Below are 19,453 nucleotides of genomic sequence, written 5' to 3' on the forward strand. Positions count from 1 at the left end.
GGTTCACCTCGCAAAACGTGATAAATTCAATAAAATGCCGAGAGCTGTCAGCATCAGGGTGAGTGAAGAGCCCCCGTAGCTGATCAATGGCAGCGTAATGCCCGTCACAGGCATCAGGCCGATGACCACTCCGATATTAATGACAACCTGAACGGCTACCATGCCTACGATGCCGACGGCAAGCAGGCTTCCAAAGGTGTCCGGGATGGTAAGCGCCGTTCGCATCCCGCGCCAGACGAGAATAAAAAACAGCAGGATTACGGTAAGACCGCCGATAAATCCAAGCTCCTCGGCCAAGATGGAAAAAATGAAGTCGGTTTGCGGTTCGGGCACATAGCTGTATTTCTGCCGGCTCATGCCGAGCCCGAGGCCGGCCAGTCCGCCGGGACCGATGGCATATAAGGACTGAATAATCTGGTAACCTGCTCCCAGCGGATCCGACCAGGGATCCAGGAAAGCGGTAATGCGCTTCAGCCGGTACGGAGCCGCTGCCACCAGCGCTGCAAAGCCCGCTGCTCCGCCAAGGCCCAAAAATCCCAGATGCTTCAGGCTGGCACCGGCTGTAAAAATAATAATCATGGACGCACCCATCATCACGGTGCCTGTCCCGAGATCCGGCTGCAGCATAATGATGCCGAAGGCCAAACCGGCGAGCCCCAGCGGAGGCAGCAGCCCGTGCAGAAAGGATTTGATCGGATAGCCCGGACGGCTGAGCCAGCTCGCGAGAAAAAGGATCATGCCAAGCTTCATAAATTCAGACGGCTGTATGCCGAAGGAACCGATGCCCAGCCAGCTGCGGGCTCCGCCGCGGACAACGCCGATGCCCGGAATCAGCACCGCAGCCAGCAGCACAAAGCAAATTAGCAGCAGCGGCTTGGCATACTTCCGCCAAACCCGATAGTCTATCGAGGCTGTGAACCACAAGGCCACAAGCCCCAGACCGGCGAACAGCAGCTGTCTTTTTACAAAATAATAAGAATCCCCGTATTCGCGGAAAGCAAGCACGGCTCCGGCGCTGTACACCATCACGATGCCGATGGCCAGCAAGCCTATAATGCAGGCGAAAAGCCATAAATCCGGAGACGGAGGACGAGACTGTTTCATGGAGGAGGCCACCCCTTACACCGAAGTAGGGGCTTATCCACCCCCCTACTTCAATTTATGCACCGCCTCTTTAAAAATGCGTCCACGCTCTTCATAGGATTTGAACATGTCCCAGCTCGCGCAGGCCGGAGAGAGAAGCACAACATCTCCGGACTCGGCAAAGGCTGCAGACTTGTTCACTGCTGCGATCAGCGCGGCGGCGGCATCCTCACCATTATCGACGAGCTCGATCTGTTCTATGCCGGCCAGCCGTGCGGCCTCCGCCAGTTTTGCTTTCGTTTGGCCTAGCAAAACAACCGCTTTAACGCGGCCCTGCAGCGCCGGAACAAGCTCCAGATAGTCCGAGCCCCTGTCCAGTCCACCGGCAATCAGCACGACAGGCTGCTTAAAGGAGGACAGGGACATCTGGGTCGCCTTGGCATTGGTTGCTTTGGAATTGTTAAAGTAGGATACTCCTTCATGCTCGGTGACAAATTCCAGCCGGTGCTCCACTCCCCTGAATTGGGAGAGAGGTCCGGCCAGCGCCGAAAGCTGCGCTCCCGCCGTAATCGCAATGGCGCAGGCGGCAAGCGCATCATCCACATTAAACCGCCCCGGGATGCCCAGCTCCGCAACCGGCAGAATCGGATGAACCACCCCGCCGCCATCGCGGTAAACGATGTCGCGCCGGATATCATCCTCCACCTCCGGCACATAAGGAGGATCAACATACACACCCTCCTGCAGCCGCTCAGTCAGGGAAAAAGGCAGCACCTTGCCCTTCATGTAGGGAACCAGTTCGCGGCATACCGGATCGTCCCAGTTCAGGACTGCCGTGTCCTCCGGCCGCTGGTTTGCAAACAGCTTTGCTTTGGAGGATATGTAGTCTTCCATGTTGCCATGGTAATCCAGATGGGTCTCTGCGATATTGAGCAGACAGGCCACAGCCGGACGAAAGTCGCGGGTGCCCTTCAACTGAAAGCTGCTCAGCTCCACGACCATCCAGTTGTCCTGCTCCGCATCTGCTGCCGCCTCGCAGAGCGGTGTCCCGATATTGCCGGCCACAATCGGCTTCATGCCCGCAGCCTCCAGCATCCTGCCGACCCAGGTGGTCGTTGTCGTTTTTCCGTTAGAGCCGGTAATGCCGATGATCGGCGCTTCACAGATATGATAAGCGACCTCCACCTCCGTTACGACCTCAATGCCAAGCTCCAGCGCTCTTTGCACCGGAGGGGCCGTATAGGGAATCCCCGGGTTTTTGACCAGCAGCTTAACACCGGAATGGATCAGGTCGTCCGGATGCCCTCCGCATAAAACGGAAATTCCCAAAGCCTCCAGTTCGGAAGCTTCGGGACACTGTTCCCTCTCTTTTTGATCATTTGCCGTTACGACGGCGCCCGCTCTGTGCAGCACCTTCGCCACCTGGACTCCGCTTTTGGCCAGCCCGAGCACGACGACTTCAAGGCCCTTATAAGTATCCGGATGCTTCATTTTCTACAACCCCTTGCTCAGATAAAGTCCAAGTCCTGCGAGAAGCAGCCCTGCTGCCCAAAATGTGATGACAACCCGCCATTCCGACCAGCCCGACAGCTCAAAATGATGATGAATGGGGCTCATTTTGAACACACGCTTGCCGCGTGTCTTGAAGGACGTGACCTGAATGACGACCGAAAGCATTTCGATGACAAACACGCCGCCGATGATGAGAAACAGCAATTCACTCTTCGTTACGATGGCGATCGCGCCGATCGCCCCGCCGATACCAAGCGAGCCGGTGTCACCCATGAATACTTTGGCGGGATGGGCGTTGTACACGAGAAAGCCGAGCACCGCGCCAATCATGGCAGCGGCACAGACCGCCGCCGGCAATGACGCCTGAATGGCGATGATGGCATAAGCGCCGAAGGCAATGGCGCTCGTTCCGGACAGAAGCCCGTCCAGTCCGTCCGTGAAGTTTACCGCATTGCTGATCGCCAACATCATAATGACGATAAATGGATAATAAAACCAGCCGGTCCAATCGAATGACCAGGATGTCCCCGGAATACCGATAGCCGTACTATGGTCATTCTGTATAAGCAGCCAGCACATGATGCCTGCAAAGAAAAGCTGTCCGAACAGCTTCTGGCGCGGCGTCAGGCCAAGGGAGCGCTTGAACACGATTTTGATGTAATCGTCCAGAAAACCGATCAGCCCAAAGCCAAGTGTAGCCACAAGCAGGACGTAGAAATCCGTGTTTTTAATGGCTGAAAACTTCAAATACGTAAGCGTAAAAGCAAGCAGGATGACGACTCCGCCCATGGTAGGCGTGCCCGTTTTCTTCAAATGGCTCTGGGGTCCGTCGTCTCTGACCTGCTGGCCGAATTTCATCCGGCGCAGCAACGGAATCAACAAGGGAGCAGCGATCACCGCCAGTATGAATGATACCCCGATCGTAAGCAGCAGCAATTGAATATCCATGGTAATCCCCCTTTCCTCCTTATCCGTTCTGCAGCGGATAGTCCCGCAGCGCATCCACAACAGTTTCCAGTTTCATACCGCGTGAAGCCTTGAAGAGCACAATATCCTCTGGATGCAGCGCTTCGTGCAGCGCCGCGGTCAGTTCATCCTTGTCGGAATAAGCAAACACGCTGTCATGCGCCATGTTCTCCCGCGCCCCCTCCGCAATATGAGAGCCAAGCGGTCCGTAGGTGAATAGCAGCTCCACCCCGGCCGACGCGGCATACAAGCCGATCTCCCGGTGATACTGCTCCTCAAGCGGTCCCAGTTCCAGCATGTCTCCCAGCACAGCGACTTTACGATTTTTCTTGTTATAACCTGCAAGCGTATCAATCGCAGCCTTCATGGAAAGGGGACTGGCATTATACGTGTCATTAAGCAGGGTAAGCCCGCTCCCGCAGGAGATCACCTCGATGCGCATGCCGGTGAGCTTCAGCTCGGCCAGCCCCTGCCGCATCTGATCGATGCCGACACCGAAATGCCGCACCACGGCCATCGCCGCCAGGCAGTTCACTACGTTGTGACGGCCCAGCAGCGGCAGATTGAACGCCTCCTGGCCGCCCATTTTCGAAGTGAAAATGATGCCCCGGTCATGTGTCGTCATCCCGGTCAGGTAATCGTCGTTACCCTGCAGCAGCCCGAAGGTAAAAATGTTCATTTCCTCCGGCCGTTCCGTCTCAGGCTCGGCCAGCACAGCAGGCAGCAGCGGTTCGTCTCCGTTGCAGATCAGCAACCCTCCCCGCTTAAGCCCGCTGATGATTTCCAGCTTGGCACGGGCGATCTCCTCCCTGGAGCCGAGCTGCAGCAGATGAGCCTCGCCAATGTTGGTGATCACCGCCACATCCGGCTGTGCGATCCGGGACAGCAGGCGGATTTCCTCTCTTCCGCTCATGCCCATCTCCAGAATCGCGATCTGCGTATCCTCCGGCATGGACAGCACCGTCAGCGGAAGACCGATATGATTATTATAATTCCCCTGCGTTTTGTGCACTTTGAATGTCGTGGACAGGATTGCATTCACGATATCCTTTGTTGTGGTTTTGCCGTTGCTGCCTGTAATGCCGACAACGGAAGCCCGGGATTGCTTCAGGTAAGCTGCCGCGAGCTGCTGCAGCGCCTTCAGGGTGTCCTCCACCATAATAGCGGGCCCGGCAGGAGGTGCTCCATGATCCTGCTGCCAGAAAAATGCGGCGGCTCCTTCGGCAAGGCAGCTGCCCACAAAGGCATGGCCGTCAAAGCGTTCTCCGGCAATGGGAACGAACAGCCCTCCCTTAAGCGGGCTTCTTGAATCCGTAAAGACCCCTGTTATTTTTTTCTCAGCCTCGTCCGAGCCGGCCAGCGTTCCGCCGCTCATGGAGGCTATTTGCTCCAACGTTCTATTAATCACTTGTTCATGCCCCTTATCGCTTCTTTGGCAACGATGCGGTCATCAAATTCAAGCACCGTTTTTCCGACCAACTGGTAGGTCTCATGGCCTTTGCCCGCAATCAATACTACATCGTCAGGGCTTGCCATTTCAATAGCTTTGCCAATAGCCGCGCGCCGGTCCACGATCAGCTCGTACCGCTGCCGTTCCACCGCATCCTCAATCAGCCCTTTTTCGATATCCAGCAGAATTTGATCAGGGTCCTCGGTGCGGGGGTTGTCTGAAGTTACCAGGACCCGGTCGCTGTATTTGGCGGCGATTTTGCCCATCAGCGGACGCTTCGTCTTATCCCTGTCGCCGCCGCAGCCGAACACGCAAATGACCCTGCCCTGTGCAAATTCTTTGACCGTACGCAGCACGTTCTCAAGTCCGTCAGGCGTATGCGCATAATCTACAATCACCGCAAACGGCTGTCCGGCATCTACAGGCTCGACGCGCCCGCTCACTCCTGTAACGGATTCGAGGCTGCGCTTGACCGCTTCCAGCGGCACATCCTCAAGCAGAGCGGCCGCAATGGCCGCCAGGGCGTTGTACACGTTGAATTTCCCAACCATACGCAGCTTGATGTCTGCCGATCCCCTGAAGGTATCCACATGGAAGGAGGTTCCTCCCGCACTTATGGAGATATCCGTTGCGCGTACATCCGCATCCTCCCCCAACCCGTATGTAATCACCTCCGCCGCAGTCATTGACCTGAAATAGGCGGATGCCGGGTCGTCCGCATTCAGCACCGCATACTTGTGATCCTCCCTGCCTGCCCCGAAGCTGTTGCCCAGTCTGGAAAAGAGCAGGCCTTTAGCCGCCTGGTACTCATCCATCGTATCATGGTAATCAAGATGGTCCTGTGTCAGGTTCGTGAAAACAGCGGTCCGAAAGTCGGTTCCCTTCACTCTGCCCTGCTGCAGGGCATGTGACGAAACCTCCATCACGCAGCATTGTACGCCACGGTCAGTCATATCGCCGAGCGCTCTTTGCAGTTCGACCGCTTCCGGCGTTGTTCCGGATGTCGGGAAGGTCGTTCCGTCATAGCGCATCTGAATGGTTCCGATCAGTCCCGTCTTTGTTCCTGACTCATTCAGGATATGCTCGATCAGATAGGTGGTTGTCGTTTTTCCGTTCGTGCCTGTTACACCGATCATATTAAGCCGCCTGCTCGGCGCTCCGAAAAAGGCATCAGACAGCACGGCCATCGCATAACGGGCATCCTTGACGAGCAGCTGAGGAACGTCTGTATCCAGCTCGCGTTCCACGACAAGCGCCGCGGCCCCCGCATTTACCGCCTGCGCCGCATAATCATGACCGTCCACGGTAAAGCCGGGCAGGCACAGGAACAAGTCCCCTGCCCGGACTTTCCGGGAATCGGCCTGAATGCCCGTGCATTCAACGCTGCCGTCTCCGATCATTCGTGAAGTGATAAGCAGTGCTGCAAGTTGTTGAAGCTGCATAAAAATTCTCCCTTTCAAAACATGTCTGCTATAAATGCGTGTTCAAAAAGTCAGGTTTTCAGCACCGAAGCTTATGCTTCCGAAGTGCGTTTTTTCAAAACGCTTGAGTTGAATGAAGCTAGGGACTGAGGAGCGGAGGGTACTTAGGGTACGTGAGCACCTGAAATGTTTCCGGAGGAAACATGCTTCGTAAGCATCCACTTAGGCCCGGCTGAATTCAAGATTCGATGTCGAGTCCGCTTCCTGACTTCCTTCGTGATCAAAAGATGACTTTTTGAACTACCTCTATTAACATTATGAACCTTCTGTCCTGTTCCGAAACCAGATCAGCTGCCCGTTTCAGGCTTTTCTTCCTTCGGAGCGTCGCCCATATAAATTCTTATGGCCGAGCCGCGCTCCAGCCGGGCGCCCGGCTTGGGGGCCTGACTGATGACTGTGCTTCCGGAACCGGATTTGACCAGCGTAAAGTTCATATTCAGATCTTCATATAAATCCTGCACGGAAGCGCCGACCAAATCAGGTACGGTCTCTATCCGCGTTTCCCCGTATTTGTACTTCTTCGGCAGCTGATTGTCGCGCGGCGGCACCTTCATGGCGATCAAGGCATCCTGCAGAATGTTTTGCACAATGGGCGCAGCCACCACGCCGCCGAACTGAATTCCCTTTGGATTGTCAACTGCCGTATAAACAACGATCTGCGGATCATCTGCAGGCGCGAAGCCTATAAAAGACACGATATGCTCTGTAGAGGAGTAGCGGCCATTGACAACCTTCTGTGCCGTACCCGTCTTGCCGCCGACACGATATCCCTCGATAAAAGCGGGGCGCCCTGTGCCCTTGGCAACCACACTCTCCAGCGCTTCGCGGACCTGACGTGACGTTTCCTCGGAAATGACCCTTCGTACAAGCTGCGGCTCTTTCGTCTCCAGCACCTTCCCGGTTTCCGGCTGAATCCACGCCTTGGCGACGTAAGGCTTATATAAATATCCGCCGTTGATGGCGGCCGAGACGGCAGTCACCTGCTGAATGGGTGTAACCGACACCCCCTGCCCGAACGCCGTGGTTGCCAATTCAACCGGTCCGACCTGGGAAGGCTTGAACAGGATGCCATTTTCCTCCCCGCTCAAATCAATTCCCGTCTTGCTGCCAAAACCGAAATTGCGGATATACTCGAACAACTTATCCTTACCCAGGCGTTGGCCAAGCAGAACGAACCCCGGGTTGCAGGAGTTCTCCACGACCTCCAGAAATGTCTGGCTGCCGTGTCCGCCTTTTTTCCAGCATCGCAGTCTGGCTCCTCCCACCTCGACATATCCGGGATCAAAAAAACGTTCATTTTTCAGATCCACCTTCTTCTCTTCCATGGCAGCCGCCAGGGTAATGATTTTGAACGTGGACCCCGGCTCATAGGTCATCCAGATGGGCAGATTGCGGTTATAGATTTCGGACGCATATTGCTGGTACAGAGCCGGCTCGAAAGTGGGCCTGCTGGCCATGGCCAGAATTTCGCCGGTTTTGGGATTCATGGCAATGGCCAGGGCGGAATTGGCCTGAAACTTCGCCATCGCCTGATCCAGTTCCCTCTCCATAATGGACTGGACCGATTTATCGATGGTCAGCTGTAAATTCAGCCCGTCTTTCGGCTCAATATACTTTTCCGCAGACCCCGGCATCAGCCTTCCGCCGGCATCCGAGAGATAAGCGATGCTGCCGTCCATTCCTTTTAAAAGATCGTCATGTCTCTTTTCTACACCCGTAAGCCCCTGGTTGTCTATCCCTGTAAAGCCAAGTATATGCGCGGCCAGATCTCCAAAAGGATAGTAGCGGCGGTTATCTTCAGTAACAACGATACCCGGAAGCTCCAAATCACGAATTTGCTGTGCTTTCTCCATCGTAATTTTTCGGCCGCCGGGCTTGATTATTTGGCTTGATGTTCTTTTGGTGATCAGCTTATATAGTTCTTCTTCGCTCATTCCCAATATGGAGGCCAGCTTTTGCGCCGTCTTCTCGGGCTCCTTGATCTGAACAGGGATGGCTATAACGGTCGGTGTCGTTACATTATAAGTCAGGGCCACTCCCTGCCTGTCAAGAACTTCTCCCCTTTTGGCCGCAAACGTAATATTACGCCGCCAGGAATCCTCCGCCCGGGCGGAAAGCTCCGCTCCCTGCCCAAGCTGTACATAAGCCAACCTTACCACAAGTGCGGCGAAAAGCACGAACAGCCCTGCAAGCGCCCATAACAGCCGTTTGCGCAGCGTTACATTGGTAAGCTTCAACTTGCTCCCCTCCCTGCGTATCCGATAAGTCATGCATGTCTTTCTTTCATGACTATTCAGTTACAGCAGGGGATAGAACAAGCTCTCAGTTCGTAGGCTCTTCTTCAGGGGAAGGCGGTTCATCGGCGGTTTCTCCTGAAGAGGCCTGCTCTTCCTCCGTAGTCCCGTCCTTCTGCTCCGTGCCGTCTGTTTTATCGCCCGAATCGGCAGACGCTTCCGCGTCCTCTTCACCGGAGTCTGGGACGACGCCCGTCACCGTCTCCTTCGCAGGCTGCAACTGCAGATAGACGACCCGTTTGTCCCCTTCCTTCTGTACCTTCTGGCTGTAGACGTATCCCTCGCCTTCAAGCTTGACGCCAACCTTCAGCAGGTTGAGCAGCTCCAGACTGTCGCGCAGCGATAATCCCTTTAAATCAGGAATATTCATCGTGGCGGAGTCCTCGGTGATCAGATACATGCGCTGTCCTGGCATCATCGGTGAGTTGGCCGCCGGATACGTGCTCACGATCTTGGAGCCTTTTCCAATGGTAACATAGGCTGTGCCGCGCTCAAGCAATGCATTTTGCGCGTCTTTCTTGCTTTTGCCTATTAAATCAGGGGCGTTGGTTGTTTTGGACACCAGAGCGTTTTTTTTACCGTTGCCCGCAGTCTCTCCCGTCTTGGGTACTCCCAAGTATTGCAGGGATTGGGACATGATATCCTTGAACACCGGTCCCGCTACAGAACCGCCGCCGGCATTGGCTACTCTCGGCTCATCAATGACGACCAGCAAGGCAATTTTAGGATCGTTAACGGGGGCATAACCGATAAAGGATACGATATCTTTGTTTTTCGCATATTCCCCGTTGATAACCTTTCTGGCCGTACCTGTCTTGCCCGCAACACGGTAGCCGTCAATGTATGCATAACGTCCTGTTCCGATCTCCTGGTCAGCGACAACCTGCTCCAGGTAACCTCCGACATCCTTGGCCGATCCGGCGGAAATCACCTGACGGATCTCTTTCGGCTTGATGGTCTGTGTATCCCCTGTATCAGGATCAATGATCTCCTTCACCAAATGCGGCTCCATCAGCTTGCCGCCGTTCGCAATGGCCGAGATGGCGGTAATCTGCTGGATCGGCGTGACTTGTACAAGACCGTGGCCATAAGCGGCTGTCGCAATTTCCGAGGCGTATTTAAGCTCACGGATCGGTGAAGGCACCTCTGCCGGCAGATCGATCCCTGTCTTCGTGCCAAAGCCGAACTTGTCGATATAATAGCGGAGCTTCTCGCCGCCAAGCATACGATAGCCCAGGTTAACAAAAGCTATGTTACTCGAACGCTTGACACCCGTCAGATAACTAATGGAACCATAAGAGTGCCCGTTATCACTAATTGGGTATCCCCCGATATAGGTCGTTTTGGATTCAAAATAAGCATTCGGGTTGAACAGCTTCTCTTCCACCGCACCTGCTAGGGTGACGATCTTAAACGTCGAACCGGGTTCATAAATTGATTGAACAGCATGGTTAACAAAGCTGCTCGCTTCCGCTTTATTGTACGTATTCGGATCGAAATTCGGCATGCTCGCCATGCCGAGAATGTCCATCGTCTTTGGATCAGCGGCAATAACAGTCATGCTGACCGGATTGTACTTCTGAACCGCCTTCTTCATGGCGTCTTCGATATAATACTGAATAGTATCATCAATTGTCAGCTTGATATTTTTACCATTCTTGGCTGGCTTGTAGGTTTCCTCGCCTCCTGGCAGACTAACGCCCTTGCGGTCCCGCTGATACAAGAGCTGTCCATCCACGCCGGTCAGCTGTTTGTCGTAATAAGCTTCAAGCCCCTGAATGGCTTTTCCATCCTTATTCACATATCCGATTACGTGGGACGCCATCGTATTTTCCGGATAAAAACGCTTGGTCTCTTTTACCGTAAATACTGCATCGGTTACCCCGTGCTTTTCCTTTAGCTCGTCATCGAAGGCATCGATTTTTTTGGCAAGCTCAGGTTCAATCTTATAACCCTCGGGACGCAGCTCCCGGTACGCTCGGAATGCTCCTTCATATTTGCTTCTCATATTTTCACGAAGCTTGTCCTCTGACATACCGAGCAATTCATGCAGCCGGGCGACCATCTCATCCTCCAGCTTGTACTCCTGAATCATCTTCGGATTTATGACGACCGTATAAGCCGGAGCATCCTCGGCAAGCACATTGCCATTGCGGTCGATGATCGCGCCCCGTGCCGCAGGAAGAACCTGATTCTTCCGGATCAACCCATCAACATCTTCTTGCCAAGAGGCTCCGTTGACGACCTGAATCAGAAAAATCCGGAACAACAAAACAAGAAAAAAGAGGGTTATACATCCCCCTATGAGCAGAGTGCGCAATTTGATTTTTTTTACCATATTTCATACCTCTCCCAACCACAAGGCTCGGTATTATAATACCTGCGACAATCAGTTCCCCGATCCGCCAGCAGCCGCATTGCTGGAAGTCGTTCCTGTATAGACACGAATCGGCTCCTTGGTCGGTTCTTTGTAACCCTGTTCTTTGGCTGTAGTTACGATCTGATTTTCCAGACGTGCCTTCTGCACCCTCAGTTCCCCGATGGAGGTCTTCAGTTCGGAAATTGCGTTTTCTTTGCTGTGAATGGAGGCGCTCAGTTGATAGATCTGGGCATAACGCCCCGCCAGCATCACGAGAACGGCAATAAAAGCGACAACGGTCGCCAAATAGAGGAGTTTTTCCCGGGTTGGCAGTTCCTTGCGGCGGGTTACAACCTTGGTGGTTTCACGGTATCGCCGCTGCGGGGCCTTTTGCTGGGATTTTTCTTTTACTGCAAGGTTGCCGCGTGTGTAAGCCATATCCTCTCTCCTTCCCATTTCAAAATTTATAGAGGTTGCTCAAAAATCATCTTTTGATCACGCACTTATAGTTTCTCCGCCACCCGCAACTTGGCTGAACGGGAGCGGGGATTCTGAGCCAGTTCCTCTTCACTTGCCGTCACCGGCTTGCGGTTGACCAGTTTCAGCACTCCCTTGCCTCCGCAAACACACATCGGAAAGTCCGGCGGACATGTGCATTTCTCCAGGTAGGACGCAAAAATTTGCTTGCAAATCCGGTCCTCCAGTGAGTGAAAGGTAATCACCGATACCCGGCCTCCCGGTGCAAGACAGCGGACAGCCTGATGCAGCACATCTTCCAATGCTCCAAGCTCATCGTTAACGGCGATGCGCAAGGCCTGAAAGCTTCGCTTGGCAGGATGGCCGCCGGTCCTGCGCGCCGCTGCCGGAATTCCTTCCTTGATGATCTCAACCAGCTCGCCTGTCGTTCCGATAGGCTTGGCCTGCCGCCGTTCAACCATGATTTTGGCGATTCTGCGGGAAAACTTTTCCTCTCCGTATTGATAGAGAATGCGCGCAATCTCTGCTTCAGGCCACTCGTTGACGATATCCCTCGCTGTTAAAGGCCCGTCCTGATCCATGCGCATATCGAGCGGTGCGTCGTAGTTGTAGCTGAAGCCCCTTCCCCCTTCGTCAAACTGTGGGGAAGATACCCCAAGGTCGAACAGGATACCATCAACCTGCGGCACCCCGCTCTTCATAGGGATCTCCAGCTCTGACAGTCTGGCCTCCAGCTCGCGAAAATTGGATTTCACCAATGTAACTTTGCCGTCGTATTCGGACAGCCTGTCCTTCGCATTGTCCAGCGCCCAATCATCCTGGTCGAAGGCGATCAGCCTTCCCTGCGGCCCCAGCCGTGATGCGATGACAGAGCTGTGGCCGGCGCCGCCAAGCGTGCAGTCCACATACACCCCGTCCTGCCTGATGTTCAGTGCATCCGTAGCCTCTTCCTTGAGTACGGTGATATGGTGAAACAAGCTCAGCCCTCCAGACCTTACAAATCAAAATTGAAATCAACCAGTTTTTCGGCAATGTCGTTAAATGTTTCTTCCGATTGGTTAAAGTATTGTTCCCAGGTGTCCTTGCTCCAAATCTCCACTCTGCTGGATACGCCCAGCACTACACAGTCTTTATCCAGCTTGGCGTAGTCGCGCAGATTGGCCGGTAAATTTACCCTGCCCTGTTTATCCAATTCACATTCGGTCGCCCCTGAGAAAAAAAACCTCGAAAAAGCACGGGCGTCCGCTTTCATCATGGGCAATGCCTTGAGCTTCTGCTCCATCAGCGCCCACTCCTCCATAGGATAAACAAAGAGACACTGGTCGAGACCGCGGGTAACAACGAATGAGGCGCCAAGAGCTTCGCGGAACTTGGAAGGAATCGTAAGCCTTCCCTTATCGTCCATGCTATGTTGAAACTCGCCCATGAACATGTCCGCCCTCAACTCCTTGCCCCAATCTCCCACTTTGCCCCACTTTCCACCACCTAAGCATAATAGATTCGCCTAAAAAAATCAAAACCCTCTTTTTGTATACAGTTAAAATTTTAAATTTTAGATATACAAAAAAATAGGCAAAAAAAAGAGAGCCCCCAAAGCCATTTGGCCGGGAGCCCCACACTGGTTTAAGTTTATAGGAACAAGGAACTATCAAGCATTCCAGCTGTCCAGATATTTAACCTGCTCTTCAGTCAACGTATCAATGGCGATACCCAGGCTTTCCAGTTTGAAACGCGCCACCTGCTCGTCAATTTCATAGGGAACGTTCACCACGGATTTGGTCAGCTCGTTATAGCGTTCATTTACATAACGAAGCCCCAGCGCCTGCAGCGCAAAGGTGGTATCCATGATTTCCGCAGGATGACCGTCTGCTGCCGCAAGATTGACGAGACGCCCTTCAGCGATCAGGTACATTTTGCGGCCGTCCTTGAAACGGTATTCTTCGATATTGCGGCGAACGGTACGAACCGAGACGGAGCGCTCCGCCAGCGCCGGCTTGCTGACTTCGACATCGAAGTGGCCCGCATTACTGAGCACAGCTCCGTCTTTCATAACGTCAAAATGCTCGCCATGGATGACCGCTTTATTGCCGGTTACAGTGATGAAAAAGTCACCCAGCTTGGCTGCTTCCACCATCGGCATAACATGGAAGCCGTCCATATGAGCCTCCACCGCTTTGATGGCATCCACTTCGGTCACGATCACATTTGCGCCAAGGCCTTTGGCACGCATCGCCACCCCTTTGCCGCACCAGCCATAGCCCACGACTACCACTGTCTTGCCTGCAATGACAAGATTCGTCGTACGAATAATGCCGTCGAATGCCGACTGCCCGGTACCGTAACGGTTATCGAACAAATATTTGCAATAAGCGTCATTCACCGCCACCATCGGGAATTTCAGCTTTCCTTCTTTCTCAAGCGCTTTAAGCCGGATGATGCCCGTGGTCGTCTCTTCCGCTCCTCCGCGGATTGTGGCAGCCAGATCAGGACGCTCCGTTTGGAGCAAGGTTACCAGGTCGCCGCCATCATCAATAATGAGGTCTGGCTTCGTTTCAAGCGCCTTGATTTGCAGCTCCTTGAATTCTTCCGGGTCAGGATTGTATTTGGCAAAAACAGTAATGCCGTCCTCAACAAGGGCCGCACAGACATCGTCCTGTGTCGACAGCGGGTTGCTGCCTGTGATCGTCACTTCCGCGCCACCTGCCTGCACGACTTTCGCCAAATAAGCCGTTTTGGCTTCCAGGTGCAAACAGATCGTTACCTTGAGTCCGGCAAATGGACGCTCCGCCTCAAACTGTTCACGAATCCGGTTCAGCACCGGCATATGAGCTTCAACCCAATCAATTTTCAAGTGGCCTTCTTCGGCCAGTTTAATGTCTGTGATTAAACTTCTTTGCAATGCAACAGAGCCCATCCTGTAACCTCCCATGAATTATATCTTAAGATTTCAGAAAGTATAAACACCCTGGAATAAGCTTCCTGAAATCGCCAAGAAAAACTTCCGCTAAATGCGGTCTGGCTTCTGTGAATATACGTCGATAGACGTTTTTATTACAGGTAAATAGTCCTATGCAGATTCTCCCGGTCCAACGGAAGACTCATCATCTCATGCACAAGACCGTCCCCATAACGGGACGTATATTGATAGATGCTGTACACTCTCTCCTGCGGACGCCCCAGAGGCAGCAGGGAAATTCCGATCAGGTCCCACTGGCGCAGCACGGTTTCATGCTTGCGGGCCAGTGCATCACGGACCCTTTCTTCCATGAAGTCAATCTGCTCCGCGATCCTGTCGCGGTTCTTCTCACCGAGCCGGATAAGACCTTTTTCAATCTGCCCTGCCCGCTCCATTACAGGTTCATACAGACGGAACAGCTCCTGTCTGAAGGACGCAAATTCCTCCTCCATATGAAGGGAATCCTGGGCCTTCAGCCATTTGTCTTTCAGCGGCTGCAGCCCTTCCATTATATTCTGAAAGTTGAGCCCGAATGCTTCCATATGCTTGCGCACATTCGGTTCCACCAGCGTGAAGGACATTCTCGGCAGCAGAACGGGCATTTCCAGCCCCATCACCTCAAACGCTTTCCGCGTAATGGCCCAATAGGAAATTTCACCATGCCCCAATACGGTGGCCAGAACGGGAAGCAAACTATCCTGCATCAGGGGCCGGGTAAGCACATTGTTGCTGAACCGTTCGGGATGCCGCTTCAGCTCATCCAGCAGTTCTTCCTTGGTAAAGCGGACATGCCCCCTGCGGTCCCCGTACAGTCCATTTTGCTTATAGAGCAGCAGACGCTCGCCTTTGAATATGTAAAAAAGATTGGCGCCCCCTTCAGCGACCTCAGCCTGCAGCTGATATCCCGCTTCTTCGATCTGCTCTGCCGCGGCCTGATAAGCGGCCCCAAGCTCATCATTGCTCTCAATCATCCGGCGGAATACAGGCGCTTCCAGCTTGCGCAGTTCCGGATCGGCGGAGTCCAGCAGCACCAGGCCGTATCTGCCGAAAAACCGGCCGAGCATTTTGGCAAATGCGTCGCTTAAATGCTCGGAATCCATTAACGCCGTTCTGATCTGCTGCAAAACTTCAGCTTTGAATTCCGCGTCAGGCAGCAGCCGTTCCAGCTCCAGCAGCACTTCCTCCTTATGCACATGGTTTAAGGGGATATAGCTGACAGAGTTGCGGCGCTCCAGCTGATGGCGGAGTCTGATCTTCACCGCCTCCGGTTCCCCGGTCATGACGTAAGTATGATTCACCTCATCCCAGTCATGGTCCTCGCCGGCAATCCAGAATACCGGCACAACCGGCCGTCCCAGCCGCTGCTCCGCTTCCTGGGCGGCCTTGATAATCGTTGCCGCTTTATAAATGACCAGCAGTTGGCCGGTAAACAACCCGCTCTGCTGCCCCCCTGCAATAACCAGCGCGTCCGGTTGGGACAACCTGTTCAGGGATTCCATCACTTGAGCATGAGCATTATGCCCTTCGTTATATATACGGAGACATCGAACAACCGCCTGGCGGTCAATCCGCCGAGCCTCCATCTCATCAAGACGCTTCGCACGGGTCTTGTAATCTTCAGCTTGCCGGAAATGGTATCCATACAGTTCAAGCACCCTGCCGGTACCCTCTACATAATCTTCCGCCAAAGCCGAGCCAGCGCGAAGGGTCTCAGGAATAATATTCATGAGTAAGCCTCCTATTCTGTGCTTAAAACCTTATATGATTGTACCCAATCCGCCCTCATTTCGTCAAAGAAATCAATTTAAGAAAAAGTCTGTGCCTGCCTCGAAACGTAAAGATACCGCCGTACAATCCGGCGGTATCATCATATTCCTCAATTTTATATATTAAGCATAAGGTTTAGCAACAAAATGCCCCTTCGAAACCTCAACAAGCTCCGAATCTTCCAGATTAAAGGCACTCTTCTTATCGCCGTCTCCATTATTGGAGTGAATCGGTCCTGCCTGTTCATTCGGCATCACAATCCGCTTCTTGTTCGCTTCCACTTCCGGATCCGGAATGGGAATAGCTGACAGCAGCATTTGTGTGTAAGGATGGATCGGGTTGGCGTAAAGCTCCTCGCTCGCTGCCAGCTCGACCATTCTGCCCATATACATTACCGCTACGCGGTCACTGATATGCTTAACCATGGAAAGGTCATGCGCAATAAACAAGTAGGTCAGCCCAAGGCGTTCCTGCAGCTCTTTCAGCAGGTTGACCACCTGAGCCTGAATGGACACGTCAAGCGCTGAAATCGGTTCGTCACAGATGATGAATTTGGGATTTACAGCGAGGGCACGGGCAATACCGATCCGCTGACGCTGTCCGCCTGAAAATTCATGCGGATAACGTGTTGCATGATCCGGATTCAGACCTACCAGATCCAGCAGCTCTTCAATCCGCTTTTTGCGTTCGGCGCGGCTGCCGGCCATTCCGTGGATGTCCAGCGCCTCGCCGATAATGTCCGACACGGTAAAGCGAGGGTTCAAGGAAGCGTATGGATCCTGGAAGATCATCTGCATATCACGGCGCATTGCTTTCATCTTGCCGGGTGACAGCTTGTAAATATCCGTTCCGTTAAATTTCACGCTTCCGCCCGTAGGCTCGTACAGACGCAAAATGGTACGGCCGGCTGTAGATTTACCGCAACCGGATTCGCCTACCATGCCGAGCGTTTCGCCTTCACGGATGCCAAAGTTAAGGTTATCCACCGCCTTGAGAACACGGTTTTTGCCTACATTAAAATATTTCTTTAGTCCTTCAACTTCTATTAAGTTGCTCATGATGATCTCACCTCCTATTTCTTCAACTTCGGATCGAGGGCATCGCGCAGGCCGTCGCCGAACAGGTTGAACGCCAGCATGATCAGGGCAAGCAATCCTGCAGGGAACAGCATACGCCAAGGATACAGATTCCAGCCCGTCAAAGCGGATTCAATCATGGAACCCAACGATGCTTCCGGAGCAGGTACGCCAAGACCGAGGAAGCTCAGAAACGCCTCGGCAAAGATGGCGTTTGGCACGGACAGCGTCAAGGTAACGATAATAGGTCCAACCGCATTTGGCAGCAGGTGGCGGAAAATCAAACGCCCTGACCCTGCACCCATGGAGCGGGAAGCAAGCACGAACTCACGGTTTTTCAGCTGCATCATTTCCCCGCGCACGATCCAGGCCATATTAATCCAGCCTGTCACACACAGCGCGACGATGATCGTCAAAATGCTCGGTTCCATAACAACCAGCAGCAGGATCGTAACCAGCAGATAAGGAATGGAATAGAGTATTTCGGAGAACTTGTTCATAATTTCATCAACACGGCCCCCGAAATAACCCATAATCCCGCCGTAAATCATCCCGAACAGCAGGTCGATCAGCGCCGCAGCCAGACCGATAATAAGGGAGATACGCGCTCCCATCCAGGTGCGCACCCACATATCGCGGCCGAGGTCATCCGTTCCAAACCAATGCTCGGCTGAAGGCGCTTTGTTCGTGTTCATCAGGTTATTGCTATAAAAATCATACGGCAGCAAATGAGGGCCGATGATCGACATAAGAACGATCAGTGCCAGCACGAACAGACTTGTCATAGCCAGCTTGTTCTGCTGAAGCCGCAGCCAGGCATCACGCCAGGCGGACAAACTTTCACGCTGAATGACTTCAGACTGTTTCTGGTCTACTCCAACTTTCTGGAAATCTTCAGGCTTGAGCTGAAGATTCAGTTCGCTTCCTTTAACAGACAACGATTAGCCCTCCTTTCCGCCGGTCAGTTTAATACGGGGATCAATAAATACGTAAGCGACATCCGTAATAAAACGAGCCAACATCAATAATATGCCATAGAAAATCGTAACACCCATAATCATCGTATAATCACGGGTAGTAATACTTTCAACCAGTACCTTACCGATCCCGCCGATACCAAAAATACGTTCGATGACGATGGAGCCTGTCACGATGTTCGCCGTCATAGGCCCAACATAAGTAACGACAGGCAGGATGGCGTTGCGGATCACGTGTTTGAACATGATGGTAAAGGAGTTCAACCCTTTGGCCTTCGCTGTCTTGATATAATCGGCATGAAGCACTTCAAGCATGCTAGAGCGTGTCAGTCTTGCGATAAAAGCAATCGGCTGGGCAGAAAGCGCCGCAACAGGGAGTACATAGTCCATCGGACCGTTAAAGCCCATAACATGAAACCAGCCCAGCTTCAGTCCGAAGAAATATTGGATCAGCGAAGCGAGCACAAAGCTCGGTACGGCTATGCCCAATACGGCGAGCACCATCGCAACATTGTCGATCAGCTTTCTGTGGTACATCGCTGCCAGCATCCCCAGCAGTATCCCTAAAATAATGGATACGACAATCGCAACAATCCCAAGCTTCAGGGAAACCATAAACGTCTGGCTGATAATATCAGTGACATCTTGGTTCAGTTTTTTCATGGAAATACCAAAATCACCTGTCGCAATATCACCCAAGTAAATCAAATACTGTGTAAAGACAGGTTTATCAAGTCCATATTGTTCCATCAAACGGGCCTGAATCTCCGGCGATGTCGCTTTCTCACTCATGAAGGGGTTGCCAGGGATTGCTTTCATGAGGAAAAAGGTCGCCGAGATCAAAATAAATAATGAAATAAGCATAAATACAAACTTATTGATCAAATAACGCGCCATTACCCGTCTACACCCCCCATAACATTTTTTCGACATAATTCGATTTTATCGGAATTAGAATTGACTTGTCCATTCTAGTTATTTTCATCGTTAGAAGAAACTGTAACCTTCCGAAGTACACAAAAAAATCGGGATATATATGGATGGTCCACATATAT

15 protein-coding genes are annotated in these 19,453 nt (G+C 52.9%); all 15 read right to left on the minus strand.

Features of this window, described 5'->3' with window-relative positions; translation table 11 throughout:
- Positions 1-3: 3 nt before the first annotated feature.
- Positions 4-1,104, minus strand: coding sequence for a stage V sporulation protein E (spoVE, locus tag ACI1P2_RS22035; protein ID WP_355322664.1), 1,101 nt, complete (start codon positions 1,102-1,104; stop codon positions 4-6).
- A gap of 45 nt (positions 1,105-1,149) precedes the next feature.
- A complete protein-coding gene (gene murD / locus ACI1P2_RS22040; RefSeq protein WP_355322666.1) occupies positions 1,150-2,574 on the minus strand; it encodes a UDP-N-acetylmuramoyl-L-alanine--D-glutamate ligase in 1,425 nt (474 codons plus the stop codon).
- 3 nt (positions 2,575-2,577) lie between these two features.
- Complete coding sequence (mraY, locus tag ACI1P2_RS22045) at positions 2,578-3,543, minus strand: phospho-N-acetylmuramoyl-pentapeptide-transferase (RefSeq protein ID WP_355322668.1); 966 nt, start codon at positions 3,541-3,543, stop codon at positions 2,578-2,580.
- Between the two features lie 19 nt (positions 3,544-3,562).
- On the minus strand, positions 3,563-4,966 hold the full coding sequence (locus ACI1P2_RS22050; RefSeq protein WP_355322805.1) for a UDP-N-acetylmuramoyl-tripeptide--D-alanyl-D-alanine ligase: 1,404 nt from the start codon (positions 4,964-4,966) through the stop codon (positions 3,563-3,565).
- The gene (locus ACI1P2_RS22055) at positions 4,966-6,453 is read right to left on the minus strand and encodes a UDP-N-acetylmuramoyl-L-alanyl-D-glutamate--2,6-diaminopimelate ligase (RefSeq protein WP_355322670.1); all 1,488 of its coding nucleotides are present in this window, start codon (positions 6,451-6,453) and stop codon (positions 4,966-4,968) included. Before ACI1P2_RS22055 ends, ACI1P2_RS22050 begins: the two co-directional genes overlap by 1 nt.
- 326 nt (positions 6,454-6,779) lie before the next feature.
- Positions 6,780-8,729 carry a stage V sporulation protein D gene (locus ACI1P2_RS22060; RefSeq protein WP_355322672.1) on the minus strand — a complete coding sequence of 650 codons (1,950 nt, stop codon included), beginning with the start codon at positions 8,727-8,729 and terminating at the stop codon, positions 6,780-6,782.
- Positions 8,730-8,814: 85 nt separating this feature from the next.
- Positions 8,815-11,124: a penicillin-binding protein gene (locus ACI1P2_RS22065; RefSeq protein WP_355322674.1), complete on the minus strand. Its 2,310-nt coding sequence runs from the start codon at positions 11,122-11,124 to the stop codon at positions 8,815-8,817.
- A gap of 51 nt (positions 11,125-11,175) precedes the next feature.
- Positions 11,176-11,583: a hypothetical protein gene (locus ACI1P2_RS22070; protein WP_355322676.1), complete on the minus strand. Its 408-nt coding sequence runs from the start codon at positions 11,581-11,583 to the stop codon at positions 11,176-11,178.
- Positions 11,584-11,648: 65 nt separating this feature from the next.
- A complete protein-coding gene (gene rsmH, locus ACI1P2_RS22075) occupies positions 11,649-12,599 on the minus strand; it encodes a 16S rRNA (cytosine(1402)-N(4))-methyltransferase RsmH (protein ID WP_355322678.1) in 951 nt (316 codons plus the stop codon).
- A gap of 17 nt (positions 12,600-12,616) precedes the next feature.
- Positions 12,617-13,054 carry a division/cell wall cluster transcriptional repressor MraZ gene (gene mraZ, locus ACI1P2_RS22080; protein ID WP_355322807.1) on the minus strand — a complete coding sequence of 146 codons (438 nt, stop codon included), beginning with the start codon at positions 13,052-13,054 and terminating at the stop codon, positions 12,617-12,619.
- Between the two features lie 216 nt (positions 13,055-13,270).
- Positions 13,271-14,536 (minus strand): adenosylhomocysteinase, encoded by a 1,266-nt coding sequence (locus ACI1P2_RS22085; protein WP_355322680.1) that lies wholly within the window; start codon positions 14,534-14,536, stop codon positions 13,271-13,273.
- 137 nt (positions 14,537-14,673) lie between these two features.
- Complete coding sequence (gene bshC, locus ACI1P2_RS22090; protein ID WP_355322682.1) at positions 14,674-16,305, minus strand: bacillithiol biosynthesis cysteine-adding enzyme BshC; 1,632 nt, start codon at positions 16,303-16,305, stop codon at positions 14,674-14,676.
- Positions 16,306-16,467: 162 nt separating this feature from the next.
- Positions 16,468-17,403 (minus strand): ABC transporter ATP-binding protein, encoded by a 936-nt coding sequence (locus tag ACI1P2_RS22095; protein ID WP_355322684.1) that lies wholly within the window; start codon positions 17,401-17,403, stop codon positions 16,468-16,470.
- 14 nt (positions 17,404-17,417) lie between these two features.
- Positions 17,418-18,359, minus strand: coding sequence for an ABC transporter permease (locus ACI1P2_RS22100; RefSeq protein WP_355322686.1), 942 nt, complete (start codon positions 18,357-18,359; stop codon positions 17,418-17,420).
- 3 nt (positions 18,360-18,362) lie between these two features.
- On the minus strand, positions 18,363-19,295 hold the full coding sequence (locus ACI1P2_RS22105; protein ID WP_355322689.1) for an ABC transporter permease: 933 nt from the start codon (positions 19,293-19,295) through the stop codon (positions 18,363-18,365).
- Positions 19,296-19,453 lie beyond the last annotated feature (158 nt).

This window comes from Paenibacillus jiangxiensis, assembly GCF_046098255.1.
Lineage (GTDB): Bacteria > Bacillota > Bacilli > Paenibacillales > Paenibacillaceae > Paenibacillus > Paenibacillus jiagnxiensis.